At 59.4% G+C, this 19,460-nt stretch carries 18 protein-coding genes, 1 tRNA gene and 1 pseudogene; 9 read left to right on the forward strand and 11 right to left on the reverse strand.

Features of this window, described 5'->3' with window-relative positions; all coding sequences use genetic code 11:
• Positions 1-305, forward strand: a pseudogene (locus OO25_RS04930) (DNA polymerase IV); the annotation flags it as partial.
• Positions 306-317: 12 nt separating this feature from the next.
• Here the strand turns inward: OO25_RS04930 and OO25_RS04935 are convergent.
• Complete coding sequence (locus OO25_RS04935; protein WP_040178757.1) at positions 318-1,178, reverse strand: N-formylglutamate amidohydrolase; 861 nt, start codon at positions 1,176-1,178, stop codon at positions 318-320.
• Positions 1,179-1,337: 159 nt separating this feature from the next.
• Here OO25_RS04935 and OO25_RS04940 point away from each other — a divergent pair.
• The 3 genes from OO25_RS04940 (at position 1,338) to OO25_RS04950 (ending at position 2,864) form a co-directional block, all read left to right on the forward strand.
• Positions 1,338-1,412, forward strand: a tRNA-Val gene (locus tag OO25_RS04940).
• A 78-nt stretch (positions 1,413-1,490) separates the two neighbouring features.
• Positions 1,491-1,616 carry a type B 50S ribosomal protein L36 gene (gene ykgO, locus OO25_RS04945; protein ID WP_008562923.1) on the forward strand — a complete coding sequence of 42 codons (126 nt, stop codon included), beginning with the start codon at positions 1,491-1,493 and terminating at the stop codon, positions 1,614-1,616.
• 231 nt (positions 1,617-1,847) lie between these two features.
• Positions 1,848-2,864 carry a Fe(3+) ABC transporter substrate-binding protein gene (locus OO25_RS04950; protein ID WP_040170233.1) on the forward strand — a complete coding sequence of 339 codons (1,017 nt, stop codon included), beginning with the start codon at positions 1,848-1,850 and terminating at the stop codon, positions 2,862-2,864.
• A gap of 105 nt (positions 2,865-2,969) precedes the next feature.
• Here the strand turns inward: OO25_RS04950 and OO25_RS04955 are convergent, their stop codons facing one another.
• Positions 2,970-3,521 (reverse strand): DUF2938 domain-containing protein, encoded by a 552-nt coding sequence (locus OO25_RS04955; RefSeq protein WP_242406986.1) that lies wholly within the window; start codon positions 3,519-3,521, stop codon positions 2,970-2,972.
• 287 nt (positions 3,522-3,808) lie between these two features.
• Between OO25_RS04955 and OO25_RS04960 the strand changes: the two genes are divergently transcribed.
• On the forward strand, positions 3,809-4,675 hold the full coding sequence (locus tag OO25_RS04960; protein WP_040178758.1) for a GTP-binding protein: 867 nt from the start codon (positions 3,809-3,811) through the stop codon (positions 4,673-4,675).
• A 20-nt stretch (positions 4,676-4,695) separates the two neighbouring features.
• On the opposite strand, the gene OO25_RS04965 is transcribed toward OO25_RS04960, so the two are convergent.
• The 6 genes from OO25_RS04965 to OO25_RS04990 form a co-directional block, all read right to left on the reverse strand.
• Positions 4,696-6,429, reverse strand: a complete 1,734-nt coding sequence (locus OO25_RS04965; RefSeq protein WP_040178759.1) for an iron ABC transporter permease — start codon at positions 6,427-6,429, stop codon at positions 4,696-4,698.
• A 197-nt stretch (positions 6,430-6,626) separates the two neighbouring features.
• Complete coding sequence (locus OO25_RS04970) at positions 6,627-7,844, reverse strand: phenylacetate--CoA ligase family protein (protein ID WP_040178760.1); 1,218 nt, start codon at positions 7,842-7,844, stop codon at positions 6,627-6,629.
• Positions 7,845-7,858: 14 nt separating this feature from the next.
• Positions 7,859-8,695 carry an ABC transporter ATP-binding protein gene (locus tag OO25_RS04975; RefSeq protein WP_014876149.1) on the reverse strand — a complete coding sequence of 279 codons (837 nt, stop codon included), beginning with the start codon at positions 8,693-8,695 and terminating at the stop codon, positions 7,859-7,861.
• A 157-nt stretch (positions 8,696-8,852) separates the two neighbouring features.
• Positions 8,853-10,136, reverse strand: a complete 1,284-nt coding sequence (locus OO25_RS04980) for an ABC transporter substrate-binding protein (protein WP_040170225.1) — start codon at positions 10,134-10,136, stop codon at positions 8,853-8,855.
• Positions 10,137-10,226: 90 nt separating this feature from the next.
• A complete protein-coding gene (locus OO25_RS04985; protein ID WP_014876151.1) occupies positions 10,227-11,303 on the reverse strand; it encodes a branched-chain amino acid ABC transporter permease in 1,077 nt (358 codons plus the stop codon).
• Between the two features lie 3 nt (positions 11,304-11,306).
• Positions 11,307-11,564: a hypothetical protein gene (locus OO25_RS04990; protein WP_040170221.1), complete on the reverse strand. Its 258-nt coding sequence runs from the start codon at positions 11,562-11,564 to the stop codon at positions 11,307-11,309.
• Between the two features lie 102 nt (positions 11,565-11,666).
• Between OO25_RS04990 and OO25_RS04995 the strand changes: the two genes are divergently transcribed.
• Positions 11,667-12,011, forward strand: a complete 345-nt coding sequence (locus tag OO25_RS04995; RefSeq protein WP_040178761.1) for an SHOCT domain-containing protein — start codon at positions 11,667-11,669, stop codon at positions 12,009-12,011.
• Between the two features lie 57 nt (positions 12,012-12,068).
• Here OO25_RS04995 and OO25_RS05000 read toward each other — a convergent pair whose 3' ends face one another.
• The 3 genes from OO25_RS05000 to OO25_RS05010 all read right to left on the reverse strand — a co-directional run bounded on the left by OO25_RS05000 (position 12,069) and on the right by OO25_RS05010 (position 15,980).
• Positions 12,069-13,055, reverse strand: a complete 987-nt coding sequence (locus tag OO25_RS05000; RefSeq protein WP_040170218.1) for a branched-chain amino acid ABC transporter permease — start codon at positions 13,053-13,055, stop codon at positions 12,069-12,071.
• 74 nt (positions 13,056-13,129) lie between these two features.
• Entirely contained in the window at positions 13,130-13,939 is an 810-nt protein-coding gene (locus tag OO25_RS05005; protein WP_096790007.1) for an ABC transporter ATP-binding protein, read from the reverse strand.
• Positions 13,940-14,036: 97 nt separating this feature from the next.
• Entirely contained in the window at positions 14,037-15,980 is a 1,944-nt protein-coding gene (locus OO25_RS05010; protein WP_040179138.1) for an AMP-binding protein, read from the reverse strand.
• A 271-nt stretch (positions 15,981-16,251) separates the two neighbouring features.
• On the opposite strand from OO25_RS05010, the gene OO25_RS05015 reads away from it, so the two are divergent.
• The 3 genes from OO25_RS05015 (at position 16,252) to OO25_RS05025 (ending at position 19,162) form a co-directional block, all read left to right on the forward strand.
• On the forward strand, positions 16,252-18,153 hold the full coding sequence (locus OO25_RS05015) for a PAS-domain containing protein (RefSeq protein WP_040170214.1): 1,902 nt from the start codon (positions 16,252-16,254) through the stop codon (positions 18,151-18,153).
• Positions 18,150-18,854 carry a response regulator transcription factor gene (locus OO25_RS05020; protein WP_014876158.1) on the forward strand — a complete coding sequence of 235 codons (705 nt, stop codon included), beginning with the start codon at positions 18,150-18,152 and terminating at the stop codon, positions 18,852-18,854. The genes OO25_RS05015 and OO25_RS05020 overlap by 4 nt, the downstream gene beginning before the upstream one ends.
• An 80-nt stretch (positions 18,855-18,934) precedes the next feature.
• Complete coding sequence (locus OO25_RS05025; protein WP_040178762.1) at positions 18,935-19,162, forward strand: WGR domain-containing protein; 228 nt, start codon at positions 18,935-18,937, stop codon at positions 19,160-19,162.
• Positions 19,163-19,460: the final 298 nt, after the last annotated feature.

A 19,460-nucleotide genomic window follows, 5' to 3' on the forward strand; every position in this document is an offset into this window, starting at 1 on the left:
CGCTGAAGCTGAAACGCGCAAATCACAGCAGCCTCACCCGGAGGCACTCCCTGCGCGACGCCACGCAGATCGCCGACACCATTTATCGCACTGCCCGTGCCCTGCTGGATCAGGTTGGCAACGAAGGTCCCTACCGGCTGCTTGGCTGTGGCATTTCCGATCTGGTCCCGGAAACCCAGGCCGATATCACCGGTGATCTGCTCGACCCTCAGGCGGGTCAGCGCGCCAAAGCCGAGCGCGCGACAGATGCCATTCGCGAACGTTTTGGCAAATCTGCCATCCAGAAAGGTCGCGCCCTTCGCTAACAGCGGCCTGACTTACTCCGCTGCGAGAGGCACCGGATCACAATTCAGCCGCGACAGTTCCGCAATCACATCGGTCAGCACCATCTGCAGCGCGGCAAAATCAGCGGTTTTTTCCACGCGCGCCTCATTCATGTAGAGGCTCCGATCAATTTCGACCTGCACTGCATGTTGCGCACGCGATGGGCGACCATAGGTTTGCGTAATATAGGCTCCCGCAAAGGGGGTGTTGCGCGCCACGCGCAGCCCGGCGCCGACAAACGCCGCTTCGACCCGGTCCATAACCTCGGAGGAGGCGGCAGCGCCGAACCTGTCCCCCAGCACGACATCAGGCAGCCCAGCCCCCCGGCGCCCGGCAGCAGATATCGCCTCATGCGGCATCGAATGGCAGTCAATCAGCACCGCCTGTCCAAACCCGATCCGCGCCTGATCCAGAAGCTGCTGCAATGCAGCGTGATATGGCCGCCAATAGGAGGCGATCCGCTGACTCGCCTCGCTCTGGCTCAGCTTGCCACGATAGATCGCCCGCCCATGGGCCACCACACGTGGTACCACGCCCAGCCCCGAAGCCACCCGCGGGTTCTGCCCGCGTTTGATGACCCCCTCAATCAGCGCCGGGTCCAGCTCTTCTGTGGAACGGTTGAGATCGAGATAGGCGCGGGGCGCCCGCGCCGTCAGCAGGGGCATTCCGAATCGCGGCGCGGCTGCGAACAGCTGATCAACAAAGGCGTCTTCCGAACTGCGCAGCTGCAAAGGATCAAGAATCGTCTGCGCCAGAAACGCCGCGCTGTAGTCCGATCCGCTGTGCGGCGAGGCAAAAACAACCCCAGACCGCAATTCCTGTGGCATTTCCACCAAATATACTGTGTCAGACATGCAGGCTCCGGCCGATCAGATACAAGAAACAGCATAGACCGGAAATTTCTGCGGTCAAAAGCTCTTGCACCCCTCTCCGACTCATTTTATAGACCCCTCACCGGCGCGGTCATCCGCGCCCCTTTCAATTTGGGGCCGGCCGAAAGCGTAGGTATTCATGGGCGATTAGCTCAGTGGTAGAGCACTTCGTTGACATCGAAGGGGTCACAAGTTCGAACCTTGTATCGCCCACCATGAATTCATTGCTCTGGTCCAACGATCGGAGCCCCGCAACCCAGGCGCTGGTTCGCGCCGCAGAACAGGAGATAGGCCATGAAGGTCAAGAACTCGCTCCGCTCGCTCAAGAACCGGCACCGTGATTGCCGCGTTGTGCGTCGCAAGGGCCGTGTCTATGTGATCAACAAGACCCAGCGCCGCTTTAAAGCACGCCAGGGCTGATTGCCAGACGCAGCTTAGCTGATTTGAAAACCGCATCTTCGGATGCGGTTTTTTTATTTTGTCCCCCTCACATCGCCACAAATAACCAGGTCGCAGAGGCCTGCGTCTTTTTCTGATTCTTTTTGTCGGTTTTGCTTTGCAATTGTGCTGAAACTCTTTATCTGAGCAAATCAGTCGGGTTCGACGCCACTGGCCAAGACCCCTGAGTGTTTTGAATAGATGGGATGTACCATGCTGAAATCGACCACCATTCTTGCAGGCGCCTTGGTCGCCGCCGTCGCAACATCTGCCGCTGCCGAGGGTGAGCTGAACCTCTACTCCTCGCGCCACTATGATACCGACGAACGTCTCTACTCTGATTTTGAAGAGGCCACCGGCATCACCATCAACCGCATCGAAGGCAAAGCCGACGAGCTGATCGCCCGCATGAGCGCCGAGGGTGCGAACTCTCCCGCCGACATTCTGCTGACGGTCGACACCTCTCGCCTTGCCCGCGCCAAGAACGAAGGCCTGCTGCAGGCCATCGACAGCGACACGCTGGAAGCCCGCGTTCCCGGTTATCTGCAGGATGCAGACAACCAGTGGTTCGGCTTCTCGCAACGCGCGCGCATCATCTTCTTTGACAAGGCAGACGTCGCCAACCCGCCAAAAACCTATCTCGATCTCGCCGATCCCGCCTACAAAGGTCAGGTCTGCATCCGGTCGTCGACCAACACCTACAACCAGACCCTGCTGGCCTCGATCGTCACCCATCACGGTGAAGAGGCTGCAACCGACTGGGCAAAAGGCGTCGTTGCCAACATGGCCCGCGCACCGCAGGGTGGTGACACCGACCAGCTGCGCGGCATCGTCTCTGGCGAATGCGAAATCGCAGTCGGCAACAGCTACTACTTCGCCCGCTCCATCCGCAAAGACGTGAAAGGCCTCTCAGCAGATCGCGACATGATCGGTTGGGTCTTCCCTGCGCAGGATGCAGAAGGCGCGCATATGAACCTGTCCGGCGGTGGTGTGGCGGTAAACGCCCCCAACAAAGACAACGCGGTAAAGTTCCTGGAATACCTCGCCTCCGATCAGGCACAGCAGTATTTCTCTGCTGGCAATGACGAATACCCCGCGGTCCCCGGCGTCGCCTTGGCCCCCAGCATCGCAGCACTCGGTCACTTCAAGCCGGATGATGTTCAGCTGTCCGACGTGGCCAAGAACATCCCCACCGCCCAGAAAATCTTCAATCAGGTGGGCTGGGAATAATCCCCCCAGTGGGACGACCGGCGCATATGCGTCATTGATCTAAAGATAAAGGCGCAGGAAATTCTACTGCGCCTTTGTTGTTCTGAAGGACGCACCGCAACCGACCTATTCTGCCGGTGAAACCTGATCCCCAGATCCAGACTGACCCTTGGGCGCCAGACGGGACAGGCCATACGCCACCACATACAGCCCCAGCCCGAACGAGAAATGCGACATCAGGCTCTTCAGCCGCGCGGCATCCGGATTGGGTTTGTTTGCCGCCATGATACCCGCGCCCAGTGCCGGCTGCAGGATGAAGAACGGGGCCACTACCGTCACCAGACCAAAGAGAATCGGTGCAACCGGCCCCGGCTGCAGCAGTTGACGCTGCCCACCAACCGCCACGAAGACCGCCGCGAAGATCACGCCAACACTGTAGTGTGCAGTCCAGCCCAGTGCGGCCTCATTCGCCACCGGCGCCGCCTTGCGGATACTGTCGTGGGTGAACACCCCCTCAGGCATATGGCCAAGCCAGCGCCCGACCACCGCAAAATTGCTCTGCGGAACACCAAACAACGCATCGGCGGCAATCGCCCAGAGATCCATGAAGGCCGTCGCCCCCAGCCCCAACAGGACAATGCGAATAATCAATTCATTGCGGTTCAACACGGCTTCCATCCCTTTTTCATGGTTTTGCTGCCCGGCGGACAAAGCCCCTCTCGGGTCCCCGTGATTTTAGGGCGACCCCGCTGCCTATCGCCAATCGCATTGTCTGAGGTGCCCCCCCAACAAAGCGGATACGCCATAACTCAATCGCGGTAATTGCTGCCGATACCAACTTGAACAGACGTCGCGCCGTGGGTGGACGGACGGGATAAGACCACCTATAGCTGCAGCCCGAATTCAGTGATGCAGAGCGGGGGACGAGCCATGCGTGACCATATCATTCCATTGGGGCGCACCCGATGAACCGAATCCCCGTCACCATCATCAGCGGCTATCTTGGCGCAGGCAAAACCACCCTGATCAACCGTCTCCTGAGCGAGGATCACGGGCTGCGCCTAACGGTATTGGTTAATGATTTCGGCCGCATCAACATTGATGAAAGCCTTCTTCAAGATGCCAATTCACAGACCATCGCACTCAGCAATGGCTGCGTCTGCTGCACGCTAGGGGAGGATCTGACCGCCGCGTTGCACCGCGTTCTGGCAGAAGAGAGCCACCCGGATCACATCGTGATCGAGGCCAGCGGCCTCTCCGATCCGGTGGCCATCGCCAACACCGTGGTGAACGAAGCTCAGCTGTCCTACGGCGGGATCATCACCGTTGCCGACGGTGAAAACCTCTCGGATCTCCTTGGCGATGATCTCTTGCGTGATCAGGCAAGCCAGCAGATCCGGGCCGCAGATCTGGTGCTGATCAGCAAATGTGACACCCCGTCGAGCGCGGTTATGGAACAGCTGAACGCCCTTGGCGCCCGCACGCCAACACTTTTGGCAGACGCTCCTATTGCCGATCTCCTGTTTGACGTGTTGCCTTTGCCTGTGGGCAGGACCAGTGAGAAATCCGCCCATCATGCCTATGCCACCTGGCACCATCGCAGCACCGCCCCCATGGACCGCTGCCGCTTGGGTGACAAACTGGCGAACCGGCCCGATGGCCTTTACCGGATGAAGGGCTTTGTGCTGACCAACGGCGGCGGGTATGAGCTGCATGTGGTTGGCCGACAGGTCTCTGCCAAACGCTGCGAGGCGGAAGAAACCGTGCTTGTTGCCCTTGGCCCCGCGGCCCGGATCTCCCGCGAAGATATTGAGGATTGGTGGCACAGCTGAGCCACCAAAGGAGGCCGCACTTAGCTGCGCCGCCCCACCTGCCGACAGATCAGGATCACCGGCAACAGGCCAACCAGCACGATCACCAGCGAGGGTACCGCCGCGCCTTCCAGCCGCTCGTCCGATGCCAGACGATAGGCCTGAACCGCCAGCGTATCATAGTTGAAAGGACGCATGATCAGCGTCGCAGGCAGCTCCTTCATCACATCGACAAAGACAATCAGCAAAGCGGTCATCAGGCTGGGCGTCAGGATCGGCAGATGCACCCGGCGCAGCATACCCAGCGGGCTTTGCCCCAGCGAACGCGCAGCAGCGTCCATATTGGCATGCACCGTGGATTGCCCGCCCTCATAGGCGCCCAAGGCCGCCGCCAGAAAGCGCACCATATAAGCGGCCACCAGCAGCCAGATCGACCCGGTGATCAGCAGGCCGGTCCGGATCTCGAAATTCGCCCGCATCCAGGCATCAAGAACGTTGTCAAAGGCTGCAAACGGCACCATCAGCCCGACCGCAATCACCCCGCCCGGCACCGCATACCCCAACCGCGAGACATGCCCCGCCAACGCAGAGGGCCGACCCGGCCGCAGACGCTGATAAAACCCAAGGCAAACTGCTGCGACCACCGTCAGGATGGCCGCCGTCATCGCCAATGTAATCGAGTTCTGCAGGAACCCGAGATAGCGTTTGCTCAGCAGGGTCTGCTCCGACTCCATCCCCATCTGTGCCAGAATCACAACTGGCAACAAGAACCCCAAGAGAACCGGCAGGACACAGAGACCAAACGCCAGAACCGCCTTAAACCCACGCAAATCCACCGGTGGCATCTTGGCCTGATGCTTGCCTGCATGATGATAGCGCGCCCGTCCGCGTGTGGCCCGTTCCGCAACTGCCAAGGTCAAGGCAAACCCAAGCAGACATAGCGCCAACTGCGCCGCACCAGCCCGGTCAGCCAGAGAAAACCAGCTGGTATAAATCCCGGTGGCAAAGGTCTGCACGCCGAAATAACTCACGGTACCGAAATCAGCGATGGTCTCCATGACAGCCAGCAGAACACCGGACGCGATCGCGGGGCGCGCCATCGGCAGGCTGACCCGCCAGAATGCCTGCAGAGAGGTATTGCCAAGCGCACGCGCCGCCAGAAAGGCCCCCGCGCTTTGCTGCAGAAACGCAGCCCGCGCCAACAGGTAAACATAGGGGTAAAGCACCAGCACCAGCATCACCGCCGCCCCTCCGACAGAACGGATTTCCGGGAACCAATAGTCGCGCGGCCCCCAGCCGGTCACCTGTCGCAATGTCGTCTGCACAACGCCGGGGTGATCCAGAACAAAGGTATAGGCATAGGCCAACACATAGGCCGGGAAGGCCAGCGGCAGGATCAGCACGACCTCCATTATTCGCACACCTGGGAAGCGGGTCATCGTCACCAGCCAGGCCGCACCCACACCGACCATTCCGGTTCCCAGCGCCACCAGCAGGACCAGAACCAATGTGGTTCCGGCATACCCCGGCAACACCGTGTCCATCAGGTGCCGGATCGTCTCTGTCCCGCCTGTCAGAGCCGCAAGACTCACCGCCAGCATTGGCAATAGGCACGCCAGGGCCACCACCCAACCGACAGTGGCGAACAGCGCACCACCGGGTTTCTTTCGCCGCGCCCGACGGCCGCTTGGGCCTGCAATGGATGGCACAGCGCCTGCGGCGGCGACACGCTCAGCCTCTGCTGTTACGGGTGAAATAGGTGTGATCTTTGGCATGAATGCAGGACTACCTCAGTGCAGCCCTCTATTTCGATCATTTTCGTCGGAAATGCCAGCAACAATGGCAAAGCGCAGCCATTCGCCGCGCCCGCATACGTCACTGTGTTTGGCGAACCCAAAACTGGCGCAACCGGAGGGAGGAACCCGGTTGCGCCAGATATACCCGGATCGGGTGGTCCCCACAGGACAGGGGATCAGTCGTAGCTGCGCTGGTCCTCAATGACCAAACCGTCTTTAGGCAGGGCTCCGGGGGCGACCACTTCCACGCGCCCCTTCAGCTTCAGCACTTCCACAACCGAGCGGGAAAAGGCGATTTCATCCCCGTTCTGTGCTTCGATCTGGACGGTCATAGCATCCATTTCACCATCCCGGCTGGCAATGACCCGCGCCTTCACGATTTCATCGTGTTTGTCGACCAGTGCCGCAACCTGTTCGGGGCGGACAAACATGCCCTTGATCTTGGTGGTCTGATCGGCGCGGCCCATCCAGCCTTTGATCCGCATGTTGGTGCGGCCACAGGGGGATTCACCCGGCAACACAGCGCTGAGATCCCCGGTAGCAAACCGGATGAGCGGATAGTCCGGGTTCAGCGTGGTCACCACAACCTCGCCCACTTCACCCACCGCAACTGGCGTACCAGTGCCGGGGGTGACAATCTCGACGATGACCTGTTCATCGACGATCATGCCCTCCATTGCCGCGCTCTCATAGGCGATATTGCCCAGATCCGCCGTCGCATAGGATTGCAAACAGGTGATTCCACGATCTGCATATTCCTGACGCAGGGATGGGAACAAGGCCCCGCCTCCGACCGCCGCCTTGGTAAAGCCCAGCTGCACACCCATGGCGTCGGCCTTGTCCAGGATCACCTTCAGATAGTCTGGCGTCCCGGCATAGGCCGTGGCCCCGACGTCACGCGCCGCAGTCACCTGAAGCTCGGTCTGGCCAGTGCCCGCGGGCAGCACCGCGGCGCCAACGGCACGCGCCCCATTCTCAAAAATCATACCTGCCGGCGTCAGATGGTAGCCAAAGCAGTTCTGTACCACGTCACCGGGACCAATACCCGCCGCATGCAGGAACCGCCCCATACGCCACCAGTCATGATCCACCCCACCCGGTTCGTAGATCGGGCCTGGCGACTGGAAGATATGGGCAAAACCACTGGCCGGTTTCACGGTGAACCCACCAAACGGTGGATGCGCGGCCTGTGCCTTGCCCAAGTCGGATTTGCGCAGAACCGGCAGAGCCGCCAGATCCGCGACGGAAGTAATGGATGTGGCATCAACATCCCGCAAGCTGTCGCCATAACCGGGCGCGGCCATGGCACGGGCAATCTGCTGTGGCAACTGTTCCGCCAAATCCGAGGCACGGGCCTCTGCACTGCGGGTCTCAAGGCTGTCAAAATTTGTCATGTCAGCACCCCGCCTCAGCTCAACCACCGCTTCCGGCGGCGATAGGATCGCACATCCCGGAAACTCTTGCGTCCGTCGTCGGACATACCGAGGTAGAATTCCTTCACATCCGGGTTCTCGCGCAGTTCAGCGGCGGGGCCATCCATCACCACACGACCGGATTCCAGAATGTAGCCGTAGTGCGAGTAGCGCAGCGCCACATTGGTGTTCTGTTCGGCCAGAAGGAAGGTCACCCCTTCATTTTCATTGATCGACTTCACGATCTCAAAGATCTGTTCCACCAACTGCGGCGCCAGCCCCATTGATGGCTCGTCCAGCAGGATCGTTTCCGGGCGACTCATCAAAGCGCGGCCCATGGCAACCATCTGCTGTTCCCCACCCGAGGTATAGCCCGCCTGGCTGCGGCGGCGCTCCTTCAGACGTGGAAAGTAGCTATAGACCATTTCCAGATCGCGCTGGATGTTCGCATTGCCATCGCTGCGTGTATAAGCGCCCGTCAGCAGGTTTTCCTCAACGGTCAGATGTTCGAAACAGTGACGGCCTTCCATCACCTGAATAACACCTTTTTTGACCAGTTCGGCAGGATCCCGATCCTGAATGCGCTCCCCGCGATAGCTGATCGACCCTTTGGTGACCTCGCCCCGCTCCGAGTGCAGCAGGTTTGAAACCGCCTTGAGTGTTGTCGTCTTGCCCGCGCCATTGCCGCCCAGCAGCGCGGTGATCCCGCCCTTCGGGACCTTCAGGCTGACGCCCTTCAAAACGAGGATCACGTGGTTGTAGATCACTTCGATGTTGTTGACCTCAAGCAGGGTCTCTGCCTGAACATCGGTGGTTTTGGCTGTATCCAGCATCTTTTGTTGTCCTCACGCGGTCCTGACCCGATCGCCCTGTTCCGGGTCTGTCAGTGGGTGCGGCCCTCGCGCGCCGCACCGGATGATATGCGCGCCAGCTGCGACGCGGTTCGGCAGATCCGCCCCCGACCGAAAGCCGGGGACAGACCAGACTGCGTTACTTGCAGCCCGCCTCGATGTTGTTTTCCTTGGCATAGGCCATGGAATCTTCCTCGATCAGCGGCTGGATCACATCGCGGTCGCTGGGTGCGAAATCGCTGATCAGATTCCAGGTTTTGGCCGAGGCATCCCACTGGGTCATCCCAACCAGACCGGGGCCACCGTGGTTTTCACAGGAAACGTTGAAGGAGGGACCGAAATACGGCATTCCCAGCGCAGACATGCGCGCCTCGGGCATCTCCAAGGCTTCCATACCATCACGCATCATCGCCGGGGTGATGTCGTTGGTGCCATGGATTTCCTGGGCCGTCTTTGCCGCTTCTACAGCCAGCATCGCCGCATACATGCCGCGGTTATAGAGCACGTTGCCAATCTGATCGCCGGCACCAGCCGCAAGCCCCTTGTCCACAACATGCGTCTGGATATCCCCGAACACAGGGAAGTCACGACCCACACCATGGAAGGTCACAGCCTTGTAGCCATTGGCCTTTTCGCCTGCCGCCATCACGTCATGCTCAGCACCGGACCACCAGACGCCGATGAAATTCTCCATCGGATAGCGAATATTGGCGGCTTCCTGAATGGCGACCTGGTTCATCACGCCCCAGCCCCACATGATCACGAAATCCGGACGGTCGCGACGGATCTGCAACCACTGGGATTTCTGCTCCTGACCGGGGTGGTCGACGGGCAGTGTCGACAGGGTGAAACCGTGTTTCTTCGACAGCTCCTCCAGCGTCCGGATCGGCTCCTTGCCATAGGCGGAGTTGTGGAACAGCAGCGAGATTTTCTTACCGTTCAGATCACCGCCGTTTTCTTCCAGCAGATAGTTGATGATCCCCGAGGCACCATCCCAGTAGTTGGCAGGATAGTTGAAGACATTGCTGAACACTTCGCCATTTGCCGCCGATGTCCGGCCATAGCCCATGGTGTGCAGCGGAATGCCATCTGCGGTTACTTTTGGGATCAGCTGATAGGTGATGCCGGTGGACAGCGGTTGATAGACCAGCGCGCCTTCGCCCTTGGTCGACTCATAGCATTCCACACCTTTCTCAGTGTTGTAGCCAGTCTCGCATTCGATGACCTTTGCCTTCACGCCATTGATGCCGCCGTCGCGCTCATTGACCAGCGTAAAGTAATCCGCATAGCCATCCGCAAAGGGGATACCGCCGGCCGCATAGGGGCCGGTACGATAACTCAGCGACGGAAACACCAGGTCCGCCATGGCAGGGCCAGCGGCCATCACGGCGCCCAGCGCCAGAGTTGTCAGTTTCATTTTCATCGGGTCTCATCCTCCCTTGAATTGTCCGATGTGGGTCACAGCGGGGGTTGATCTTGTTATTGCCCCGCGGTCTTGCTTGGCCGGTCCCGCTTAGTGCGGGAAAGGCCAGAGTCTCAGTTTTTCCTTGGCCACGCGCCACAGCTGGGCGATGCCATGCGGCTCCGCGATCAGGAAGATCACGATCAGCGCACCAACAATTACCAATTGGATATGGGCCACGATATCCGTGGGCCAGCCGAGCACATCCACGCCCACGACCTTCAGAACGACCGGCAGCAGCACCAGGAACGCTGCCCCAGCAAAGGAGCCAAAGATCGAGCCCAAGCCGCCGATGATCACCATGAACAGCACCAGGAATGATTTGTTGATGCCAAAGGCTTCACCAACTTCGACGGCGCCAAGATAGACAGAAAAGAACAGCGCGCCGGAAACCCCGATGAAGAAGCCCGACACCCCAAAGGCCGAGAGCTTGGCCTTTAGCGGGTTCACCCCGATGATCTCAGCCGCAATGTCCATGTCACGGATCGCCATCCAGCTGCGGCCTACGGTCCCGCGGGTCAGGTTGCGGGCAACCAATGCGCAGAAGGCCAGAAAAATCAGGCTGAACATATAGGTGGCCCAGGCCGGTGCATTGGGGCCAGTGATGATGATGCCGAACACATCCCGTTCAGGCGCGCTGATCTGACCCGAGGCGGAGTAGTTGTAGAACCACGGCACCCGGTTGAAGAGCCAGACCAGAAAAAACTGCGCCGCCAGCGTCGCCACGGCAAGGTAGAACCCCTTGATCCTCAGCGATGGCAGACCAAACCCGATGCACACCAGCGCTGTGATACCACCGGCAAGCAACACGTGAATGAACATGCTCATTTCCGGAAACGCCGTCATCAGCTTGTAGCAGGCATAGGCGCCCACAGCCATGAAACCACCAGTCCCGAGGGACACCTGACCGCAGTATCCGACCAGAATATTCAGGCCAATTGCGGCGATTGAGTAGATCAGAAACGGCAGCAGGATCGCATTGGCCCAGTAATCATTTACCACAAAAGGCACCACCAGGAACGCTAGCGCCAGCACCACATAGTAGCGGATCCGGTCAAACTTGATCGGGAAGGTCTGACTGTCATCTTGGTAGGAGGTTTTGAAATCTCCGGCTTCACGATAGAACATGACTCAGATGCTCCCTTCTTGCTGCGCGCGGTTTCTCTGACCCGCGTCGAGTTGATTTGTCTTGCTTGCGTAGCCCGTTTGCTCGGCCACACGGGCCAGTCGCAAATAGGCAAGGATACCGGTGATCAGCCCCGCCGCCGCCAGCAGCGATGCTGTGACCATCTGCGCCTCCGAAAACCCTTCGGCAGTCAGCGCTAGGTAGCCAAAGGCCCAGAACCCGGCCCACGCAATCACATTGACGATGGCAATCAGCTTGGTCATCTGACCCCTCCGACGTTAACCATTTCTTCGGATTTCCGGCTTTCGCCACATTTCGCCCAATTCTCTGTGCCATCTTCTGCGTGGGAAAAGTGAGTGGGAACGATGAGTGCAATTTTGCAGGAAATCCGGCAGCTAGAGGCTGCCCGGGACAGGGGAGACATATCCCCCGAGGACTTTACAAAGGCGAAGAACCGGCTGTTGAGCACAGTCGAAGATGCGACAGTGCTACCGCAGGCCAATCGCCACCCCCCCGCGCGCGCCACAGCGCGGCAATCGGGGACCACGGCCTCTACGGCCTGGGGCATGTTGCTTTTGGCGCTATGCGCCGCTGCTGTCATGACGGTTCTTGTCGGCCAATTGGTCGGCGACATCACCATCGCCTTCACACTGGTGGTCACCGTCTTTGCCGCCATCGTCGTCGCCGCCTTCCGTCGCCTGGAAGGCTGAAGAGACCGGCATGGCGCGGCCGTATTCCGGTGGCGCCATGCAGACATGATAACGGCCTCAGACCCGTTCAATGATCTTCTCCCCGAACAGACCCTGCGGGCGGAACACCAGGAACAGCAGGGCCAGCACATAGGCAAACCAGTTCTCCGTCGCGCCGCCAACCATCGGGCCGACCAGGAATTCGAACAGTTTTTCACCAACACCGATGATCAGCCCGCCGACAATCGCGCCAGGGATCGAGGTGAAGCCGCCAAGCATCAGCACCGGCAGAGCTTTCAGTGCGATCAGCGACAGGGAGAACTGTACGCCGGATTTGGTGCCCCACATGATGCCGGCGACCAGCGCGACAAACCCCGCAACAGACCAAACCAGCACCCAGATGAAATTCAGCGAGATGCCAACCGACAAGGCCGCCTGGTGATCATCCGCAACAGCCCGCATCGCGCGGCCCTGTTTGGTGTACTGCGCAAAGGCGACCAACCCCATGACCAGCAGCGCGGCAATAACCGTCGCTACGATATCGAGGTTGTCGATGAAGAAGCCGTAGTCGAAGATCTGATAGGTGGTCTCGTCAATCCACAGGTTGATCCCCTGCGGCAGGCCGACATCCAGCGCTTTGATCTCTGACCCCCACATCAGATCCGCCACCCCTTCAAGGAAATAGGCAAGTCCAATGGTGGCCATGAACAGGATGATCGGCTCCTGCCCGACCAGATGGCGCATCACGAAATGCTGTACCATCCAGGCCAGCAGCACCATCACGCCCACTGTCATGAGAATTGCGATAAAGGACGGGACGGTCCAACCGAAATGGGTGATATGCCCCCCGAAGATCGCATTGATCACATGGGAGAACGGCACCTGGCCGTTCATAATTCCCACCAGTGTCATGGCCGCAAACAGCGCCATCACACCCTGTGCATAGTTGAAGATGCCCGAAGCCTTGTAAATCAGGACAAAACCCAGCGCGACCAGCGCATAAAGTACGCCCGCCATCAGGCCGTTCAGCGTGACTTCCATCGCAAAGACGAGTTGTTCAGGCATCCCGCTCTCCTCCCGCAAGTGTCTTCAGAGACGCTTGCCAAAAAATTTCATAATTTTTCCCGCCGAGCTGCTGATCAGTCATGGCTAACCCCCAGATAGGCATCAATCACATCCTGATTGTTGCGCACTTCGTCGGGGGTGCCGTCACCAATCTTCTTGCCATAGTCCATCACGACAACACGATCAGACAGGTCCATGACGACACCCATGTCATGTTCAATCAGCGCAATGGTGGTGCCGAATTCATCGTTCACATCAAGGATGAAGCGGGACATGTCCTCTTTCTCCTCGACGTTCATGCCCGCCATCGGCTCGTCCAGCAGCAAAAGTTTGGGTTCCGCGGCCAGCGCGCGCGCCAGCTCAACCCGTTTTTTCAGGCCATAAGGCAGACGTGCCACTGGTGTCTTGCGGATATGCTGGATCTCGAGAAAATCGATGATCCGTTCCACCGCCTCGCGGTTTTCGGTCTCTTCCGCCTCCGCCTTGCCGCGCCAGATCGCCTGCTGAAAAATATTGGTTTTCATGAAGTTGAGGCGCCCGGTCATCACATTGTCCAGCACGCTCATGCCATCAAACAACGCGATATTCTGGAACGTACGTGCGATGCCCTGACGGGCCACTTCATAGGGGCGCATCTGCGGGCGGGGTTTACCGCGAAACAGCACCTCGCCTTCCTGCGGCACATAAAACCCCGAGATCACATTCAACATCGAGGATTTTCCCGCGCCGTTGGGGCCGATAATGGCCCGGATCTCACCCTCGCGAATGTCAAAGGAGATATCCTTGATCGCAACCACGCCGCCAAAGCGCAGGGTGATGTTTTTCATCTCCATCACCACGCCGCCGATCTTGCGCCCGTCCTCGGTGATATAGCCGTCTTCCATATCCTTCACGACACCGCGCCTTTCGCATTGTTGTTTTGTTTTAGATGGCTTCGCGCCGCTGCCGACCGCATCGCTGCGGGTCTTGTCATCAACTGTCTCATTCCGCAGCCACCGCCTGCGTGGTAACCGGCACGACCTTGGCATCAATGATGTCCAGCGTGGCGCTGATCTCACCCTTGCGGCCATCCTCATAGGTCACTTCCGTACGTGTCGAAATCTGCGAAGAGCCATCGTAAAGCGCTGCGATAATGTCGGAATATTTGTCCTCGACCACCACACGGCGCACCTTTCGGGTCCGGGTCATCTCGCCATCGTCAGCATCCAGCTCTTTGTGCAGCACGACAAAGCGGTGCACCTGACACCCCGAGAGCATGACATCCTGTGCCACCGACTCGTTGACGGTTTCGACATGTTCCCTGATCGATTGCAGCACCTTGGGATGCCCCGCCAGCTCCTGATAGGAGGCATAGGCGATATTGTTCCGCTCCGCCCAGTTGCCAACTGCCGTCAGGTCGATGTTGATAAAGGCGACACAGCGGTCCCGGTCATTGCCGAACAGCACAACTTCCAGAATGTCCGGATAGAACTTCAGCTTGTTCTCGACGTATTTGGGCGCAAACATCGCGCCGTCCGCCATTTTGCCAACGTCCTTGGCACGGTCGATGATGCGAAGGTGGCCGCTGCCCTCTTCAAAGAAGCCGGCATCCCCCGTGGCGACCCAGCCCTCGGGATCCTTGGTCGAGGCCGTGGATTCCGGGTTTTTGTAATATTCGACAAAGGTTCCGGGAGAGCGATAGAAAATCTCGCCATTGTCCGCGATCTTGATTTCCACGTCAGGGGCCGGAACACCCACAGTATCTGCACGGACCTCGCCATCGGGTTGCACGGTGATAAACACCGTCGCTTCGGTCTGGCCGTAGAGCTGTTTCAGGTTGATGCCCAAGCTGCGGTAAAAATCGAAGATTTCCGGCCCGATCGCCTCACCGGCGGTGTAGCCAACGCGAATACGGCCATAGCCCAGCGTATCCTTCAGCGGACCATAGACCAGAAGATCCCCCAGTTTGTACTTCAGCCGGTCCATCAGCCCGACCGGGCGACCATCCAGAATGTCACCGCCGACCTTCTTGGCATGCGCCAGGAAGTGGTGGAACATCTTGCGCTTCAGCGTGCTCGCGTCTTCCATGCGGATCATGACGCTGGTCAGTTGACCTTCGAAAACACGCGGCGGCGCGAAGAAATAGGTTGGCCCGATTTCGCGCAGGTCCGTCATCATGGTGTCGGCGCTCTCTGGGCAGTTCACACAGAAGCCGCACCAATAGGCCTGCCCGACCGAGAAGATGAAATCGCCAACCCAGGCCATCGGCAGATATGACAGGATATTTTCGCCTGCCGTCAGCTTGTCAAATTCCGCAGAATTCTTGGCGCTTTCGATCACATTACGATTGGACAGAACAACGCCCTTGGGCTTGCCTGTGGTGCCCGAAGTGTAAAGCATCACGCAGGTGCTGTCGTAGGTCAGCTTGGCCTTGCGGGCTTCCAGATCAGGCATCCATTCATCGCGCGCAGCCCTGCCCTGCTCCTGCACATGGGCATATTCATGCAGCGTATGGTGGTCATATTTGCGCATGCCGCGCGGATCCAGATAGATGATCTGCTCCAGATTGCTCAGCTGCTCCTGAACCTCGAGCACCTTGTCCACCTGCTCCTGATCACCGGCGATGACGAACCGCGCACCGCAGTGATCCAGAACATAGGACATCTCTTCAGCGACCGCGTCCTGATAGAGAGGCACCGGAACCGCGCCCACCGATTGCGCCGCAACCATCGCCCAGTACAGCGATGGACGGTTGCGTCCGATGATGGCGATGAAATCCCCCTCGTTAACCCCGAGGTTGATCAACCCAAGCGCAAGCGCCTCGATTTCCTTCTGGGTCTCGGACCAGGTCCAGCATTGCCAAATGCCGAATTCCTTTTCCCGATAGGCTTGGCGGTCACCAATCTGCGCCGCATTGCGTTCAAGCAGCGCCGGCAGGGACATCATCCCTGCGGCACCCGACTGCGTCTGAGCCACGTTCTTTCTCCTCCCCTTTCCGACCCATGCGGCCGGACTGATCGCTACCCGCGATTCTGATCCCGATTAGGGACGGCCTCATGCTATGGCGTCAACTTTTTCCTGATGTTTTCCCAAATCTTACGAATTGTAACAGCCGTTCACCTGGCGTACGCAGGCCCTCTTGGGCGGTCCCCCTATGACAGGCTTGCCCCTTTGCGCAGGCCTTTCAGGATGCTAGCCATACGCCGTGGGAGACAGCATGAACCGATCCGAAAAACACCGCGCCACGATGACCACCGCCGGGCTCAACCTGATTGCCCAGGCGATGTCGATCTACGACAGCGATTTGCGTCTGGTGGTTTGCAACCAGCGCTTTCAGGAGATGTTCGACCTGCCCGATGCGCTGATCACTCCGGGCGCACGGTTTGAGGAAACCATCCGCCATATCGCCACCAGCGGCGAATACGGGCCCGTTGATGATATTGAGGGGTTCGTGCAGCAGCGGGTTGATCAGGCGCTCGACTTTGTGCCCCATTATCTGGAACGCGAACGCGCCAACGGGCAGGTGATTTCGATCGAAGGGGCGCCGCTGCCGCAGGGCGGCTGGGTCACGGTCTACACCGACATCACCCGCACCAAGCGGATCGAACAACTGTTGCGCGCCCGTTCTGAGGAAATGTCCGATCAGCTGATCGTCCATACCGAGGAACTCTCGGCCACCAACCGGAAACTGGCCGCCACGATCACCGCGCTTGAGGAGGCCAAACGCCAGCTCACCGAGATGGAGGCCCGCACCCGCCTCACAACCGAGATGATGCCCGCCCATATCGCCCATGTGGATGCAGAGGGTTACTATACCTATACCAACCGGCGCCTCAGCTCTGTCTTTCCCAGCCGTCCCTCTGAAATTCTCGGCATGCATATTGCGGAGGCACTCGGAGCTGCCGCCTATGACAAGATCGCCCCACATCTGATGGCCGCCTATCAGGGCGACAGCCCGGTGTTCGAATTCACCGAAAATCACGACAGCCGCCGGATCCGAGTCGCCTTCACCCCCGATGCCACTGGCGGCGTGTTCATCCTGTCCATGGATGTGACCGAGGAAACCCAAACACGCGTCGCCCTGCAACAGGCGCGCCGCCGCGAGATGGCGGCTCAGATGACCAGCGGGCTGGCGCATGATTTCTCTAACTTGTTGACCATCATCCTCGGAATGCAGGGCAAGCTGGCGAAATCGGACCTGAACCCGGAGGCCGCCGATCTGGTCCAAGCCACGTTGTCAGCCGCACGGCGCGGCGGACGGCTGCTGAACCGCATCGCGGAAATGACAGGCCATCGCAGCCTGCGCCCGCGCGCCACCGATCTGCATGCCCTGCTGCAAGAACTGAAGGTGCTGGCAACGCCCTCGCTGCCCCAGGGTATGGGCCTCAGCATCGTGGACCATACCCCAGATGTGCGGCTGCTGCTCGACCCCGGAAAACTGCAGGATGCCCTGCTGAACCTTATCCTGAATGCGCGTGATGCTTGCGGCACCCAAGGCCAGATCACCGTCAGCGCCCATGTCGTTGGCCAGACATGGTTGGAGGTCAGCGTGACCGACACCGGACCCGGATTTTCAAAAACCGCATTGGACAAGGCGCTCAATCCGTTTTTCACCACCAAAGGCGGCGAAGGCTCCGGCCTGGGACTGCCGATGGTCTATGACATGGCCAAATCCACCGGCGGCGACATGCGTATCGGCAATACTGTCTCCGGCGCCAGCGTGACCCTGCGCATCCCCTATCGTCTTGCGCCAGATGCTGCGGGCGGGCTGGCGCTTCTGGTGGAGGACAGCGAGGAGCTGCGCGCCACCTTCCGTGACATGCTGATCGATCTTGGCTATGCCGTGGTCGAGGCCACAAGCGTGGATGAAGCCTGCGCGCTGACCGCCGACATTGAGGGTATTTCGCTGGTTCTGTCAGATATCAAACTTCAGGGCAGCGCCACAGGTATTGATCTGGCCGACCGCTTGCAGAGCGCCCGGCTGCCCTGCATTCTGATGACATCCCTGCCAACCAGCGACCCTCTGTTTCGCACCGCCCTGAAACGCTGCCCGGTGTTGCAGAAACCTTTTACCACCCATCAGCTCTCAGCGCTGATCAAATCGGACTCCGCCGCATGAGCAGACCCCTTATTACCATTCTGGATGACGAACCTGAAATCCGGCGCATTCTGACCGACACGCTTGAGGAGGCCGGGTTTCGCACCCAGAGCTTTGCCCGTGCCCGCGAGTTCGAGGCCTCGCTCAACCGGGTGACCCCGGATGTCTGTCTCGTGGATCTGTCACTGCCAGATACCGACGGGCTGGCGCTGGTCCACCGGCTGGCACTGGAACAGGGGGCCGCTGTGATCATCATTTCTGGCCGCGCGCAGGTGCAGGATCGGGTCACCGGGCTGGAGCTTGGGGCGGATGACTACATCACCAAACCCTTTGACCCGGCAGAGGTCGTGGCCCGCATTCGCGCCCGCCTGCGTGGCGGCCCGCGCAGCGCCGCAACCACGGGAAACAGCGCCGAGTTTTCCGGCTGGACCGCGCATTTTGACCGCTACATCCTGGAAGATGACAGCGGCGCAGAGACACCATTCTCCCATGCAGAGGGCGAGGTGCTGCGACTGTTCCTCGAAAGCCCGAAACGCCTGATCTCCCGCGCGCAAATGCAGGAAAGCCTGGGCGGTGGCGCAGGAGAGAGTTTCGACAGAGCAATGGATGTTCGCATTTCCCGCCTGCGCACGAAACTGCGGGAGGACCCGAAGAACCCCCGGTTGATCAAAACGATTTACGGTGCCGGCTATATCTTTCTCGGCGATGTGACCTGGCTCTGACCGGCAGGCCGCACCGCAGAATATCGTGATGGCTGTAGCGCAGACTGGACGCAGCGAATCGGGGACGATATGATTCGTATATGGCTACCTGTCTGCTCTATCGCCAAGCCCCCGCGCGGGTTCCGCGCTTTTATCGGATCGAACTTGCGATGAACCTGTTCGCCGAGGTTTCCGTTCTGCGGGAATGGGGGGTTGCTGGCGGCAGCGGGCAAAGCACGATCAACATTTACGGCAACCTGCGAGAGGCGTCGATCGCCGCGGACTACCACCGCAAACGGATGCTGAAACGCGGCTACGACCGCGCCTGATCTTCGCTGCAGCCTCCGCTCCAACCGGGGTAAGATCTGGTCGCCACCTGTCCCAAGCGCGGCACAGTCTCTGGTTCTCATCACCGAAACCTGCCGTACGCCCACTGCGCAACAGCTGCAAAACCAGTGTATTTTTACGATCTGGCGTTAAGCCTTTGTTTGGTTGTTTCGCACGCGAAACATCTGGTCCGATCCGGACCTAAAATTCAATCCATGCGCCTGCCATACACGATTGGATCCGAAATCGCGAACTGGCTCTTTTCACCGTTGCAAAGCTTGCATAAGACTTGCCCGGACG

Origin of the sequence: Phaeobacter sp. S60, from assembly GCF_000826845.1 — a bacterium.
Classification (GTDB): Bacteria; Pseudomonadota; Alphaproteobacteria; order Rhodobacterales; family Rhodobacteraceae; genus Phaeobacter; species Phaeobacter piscinae.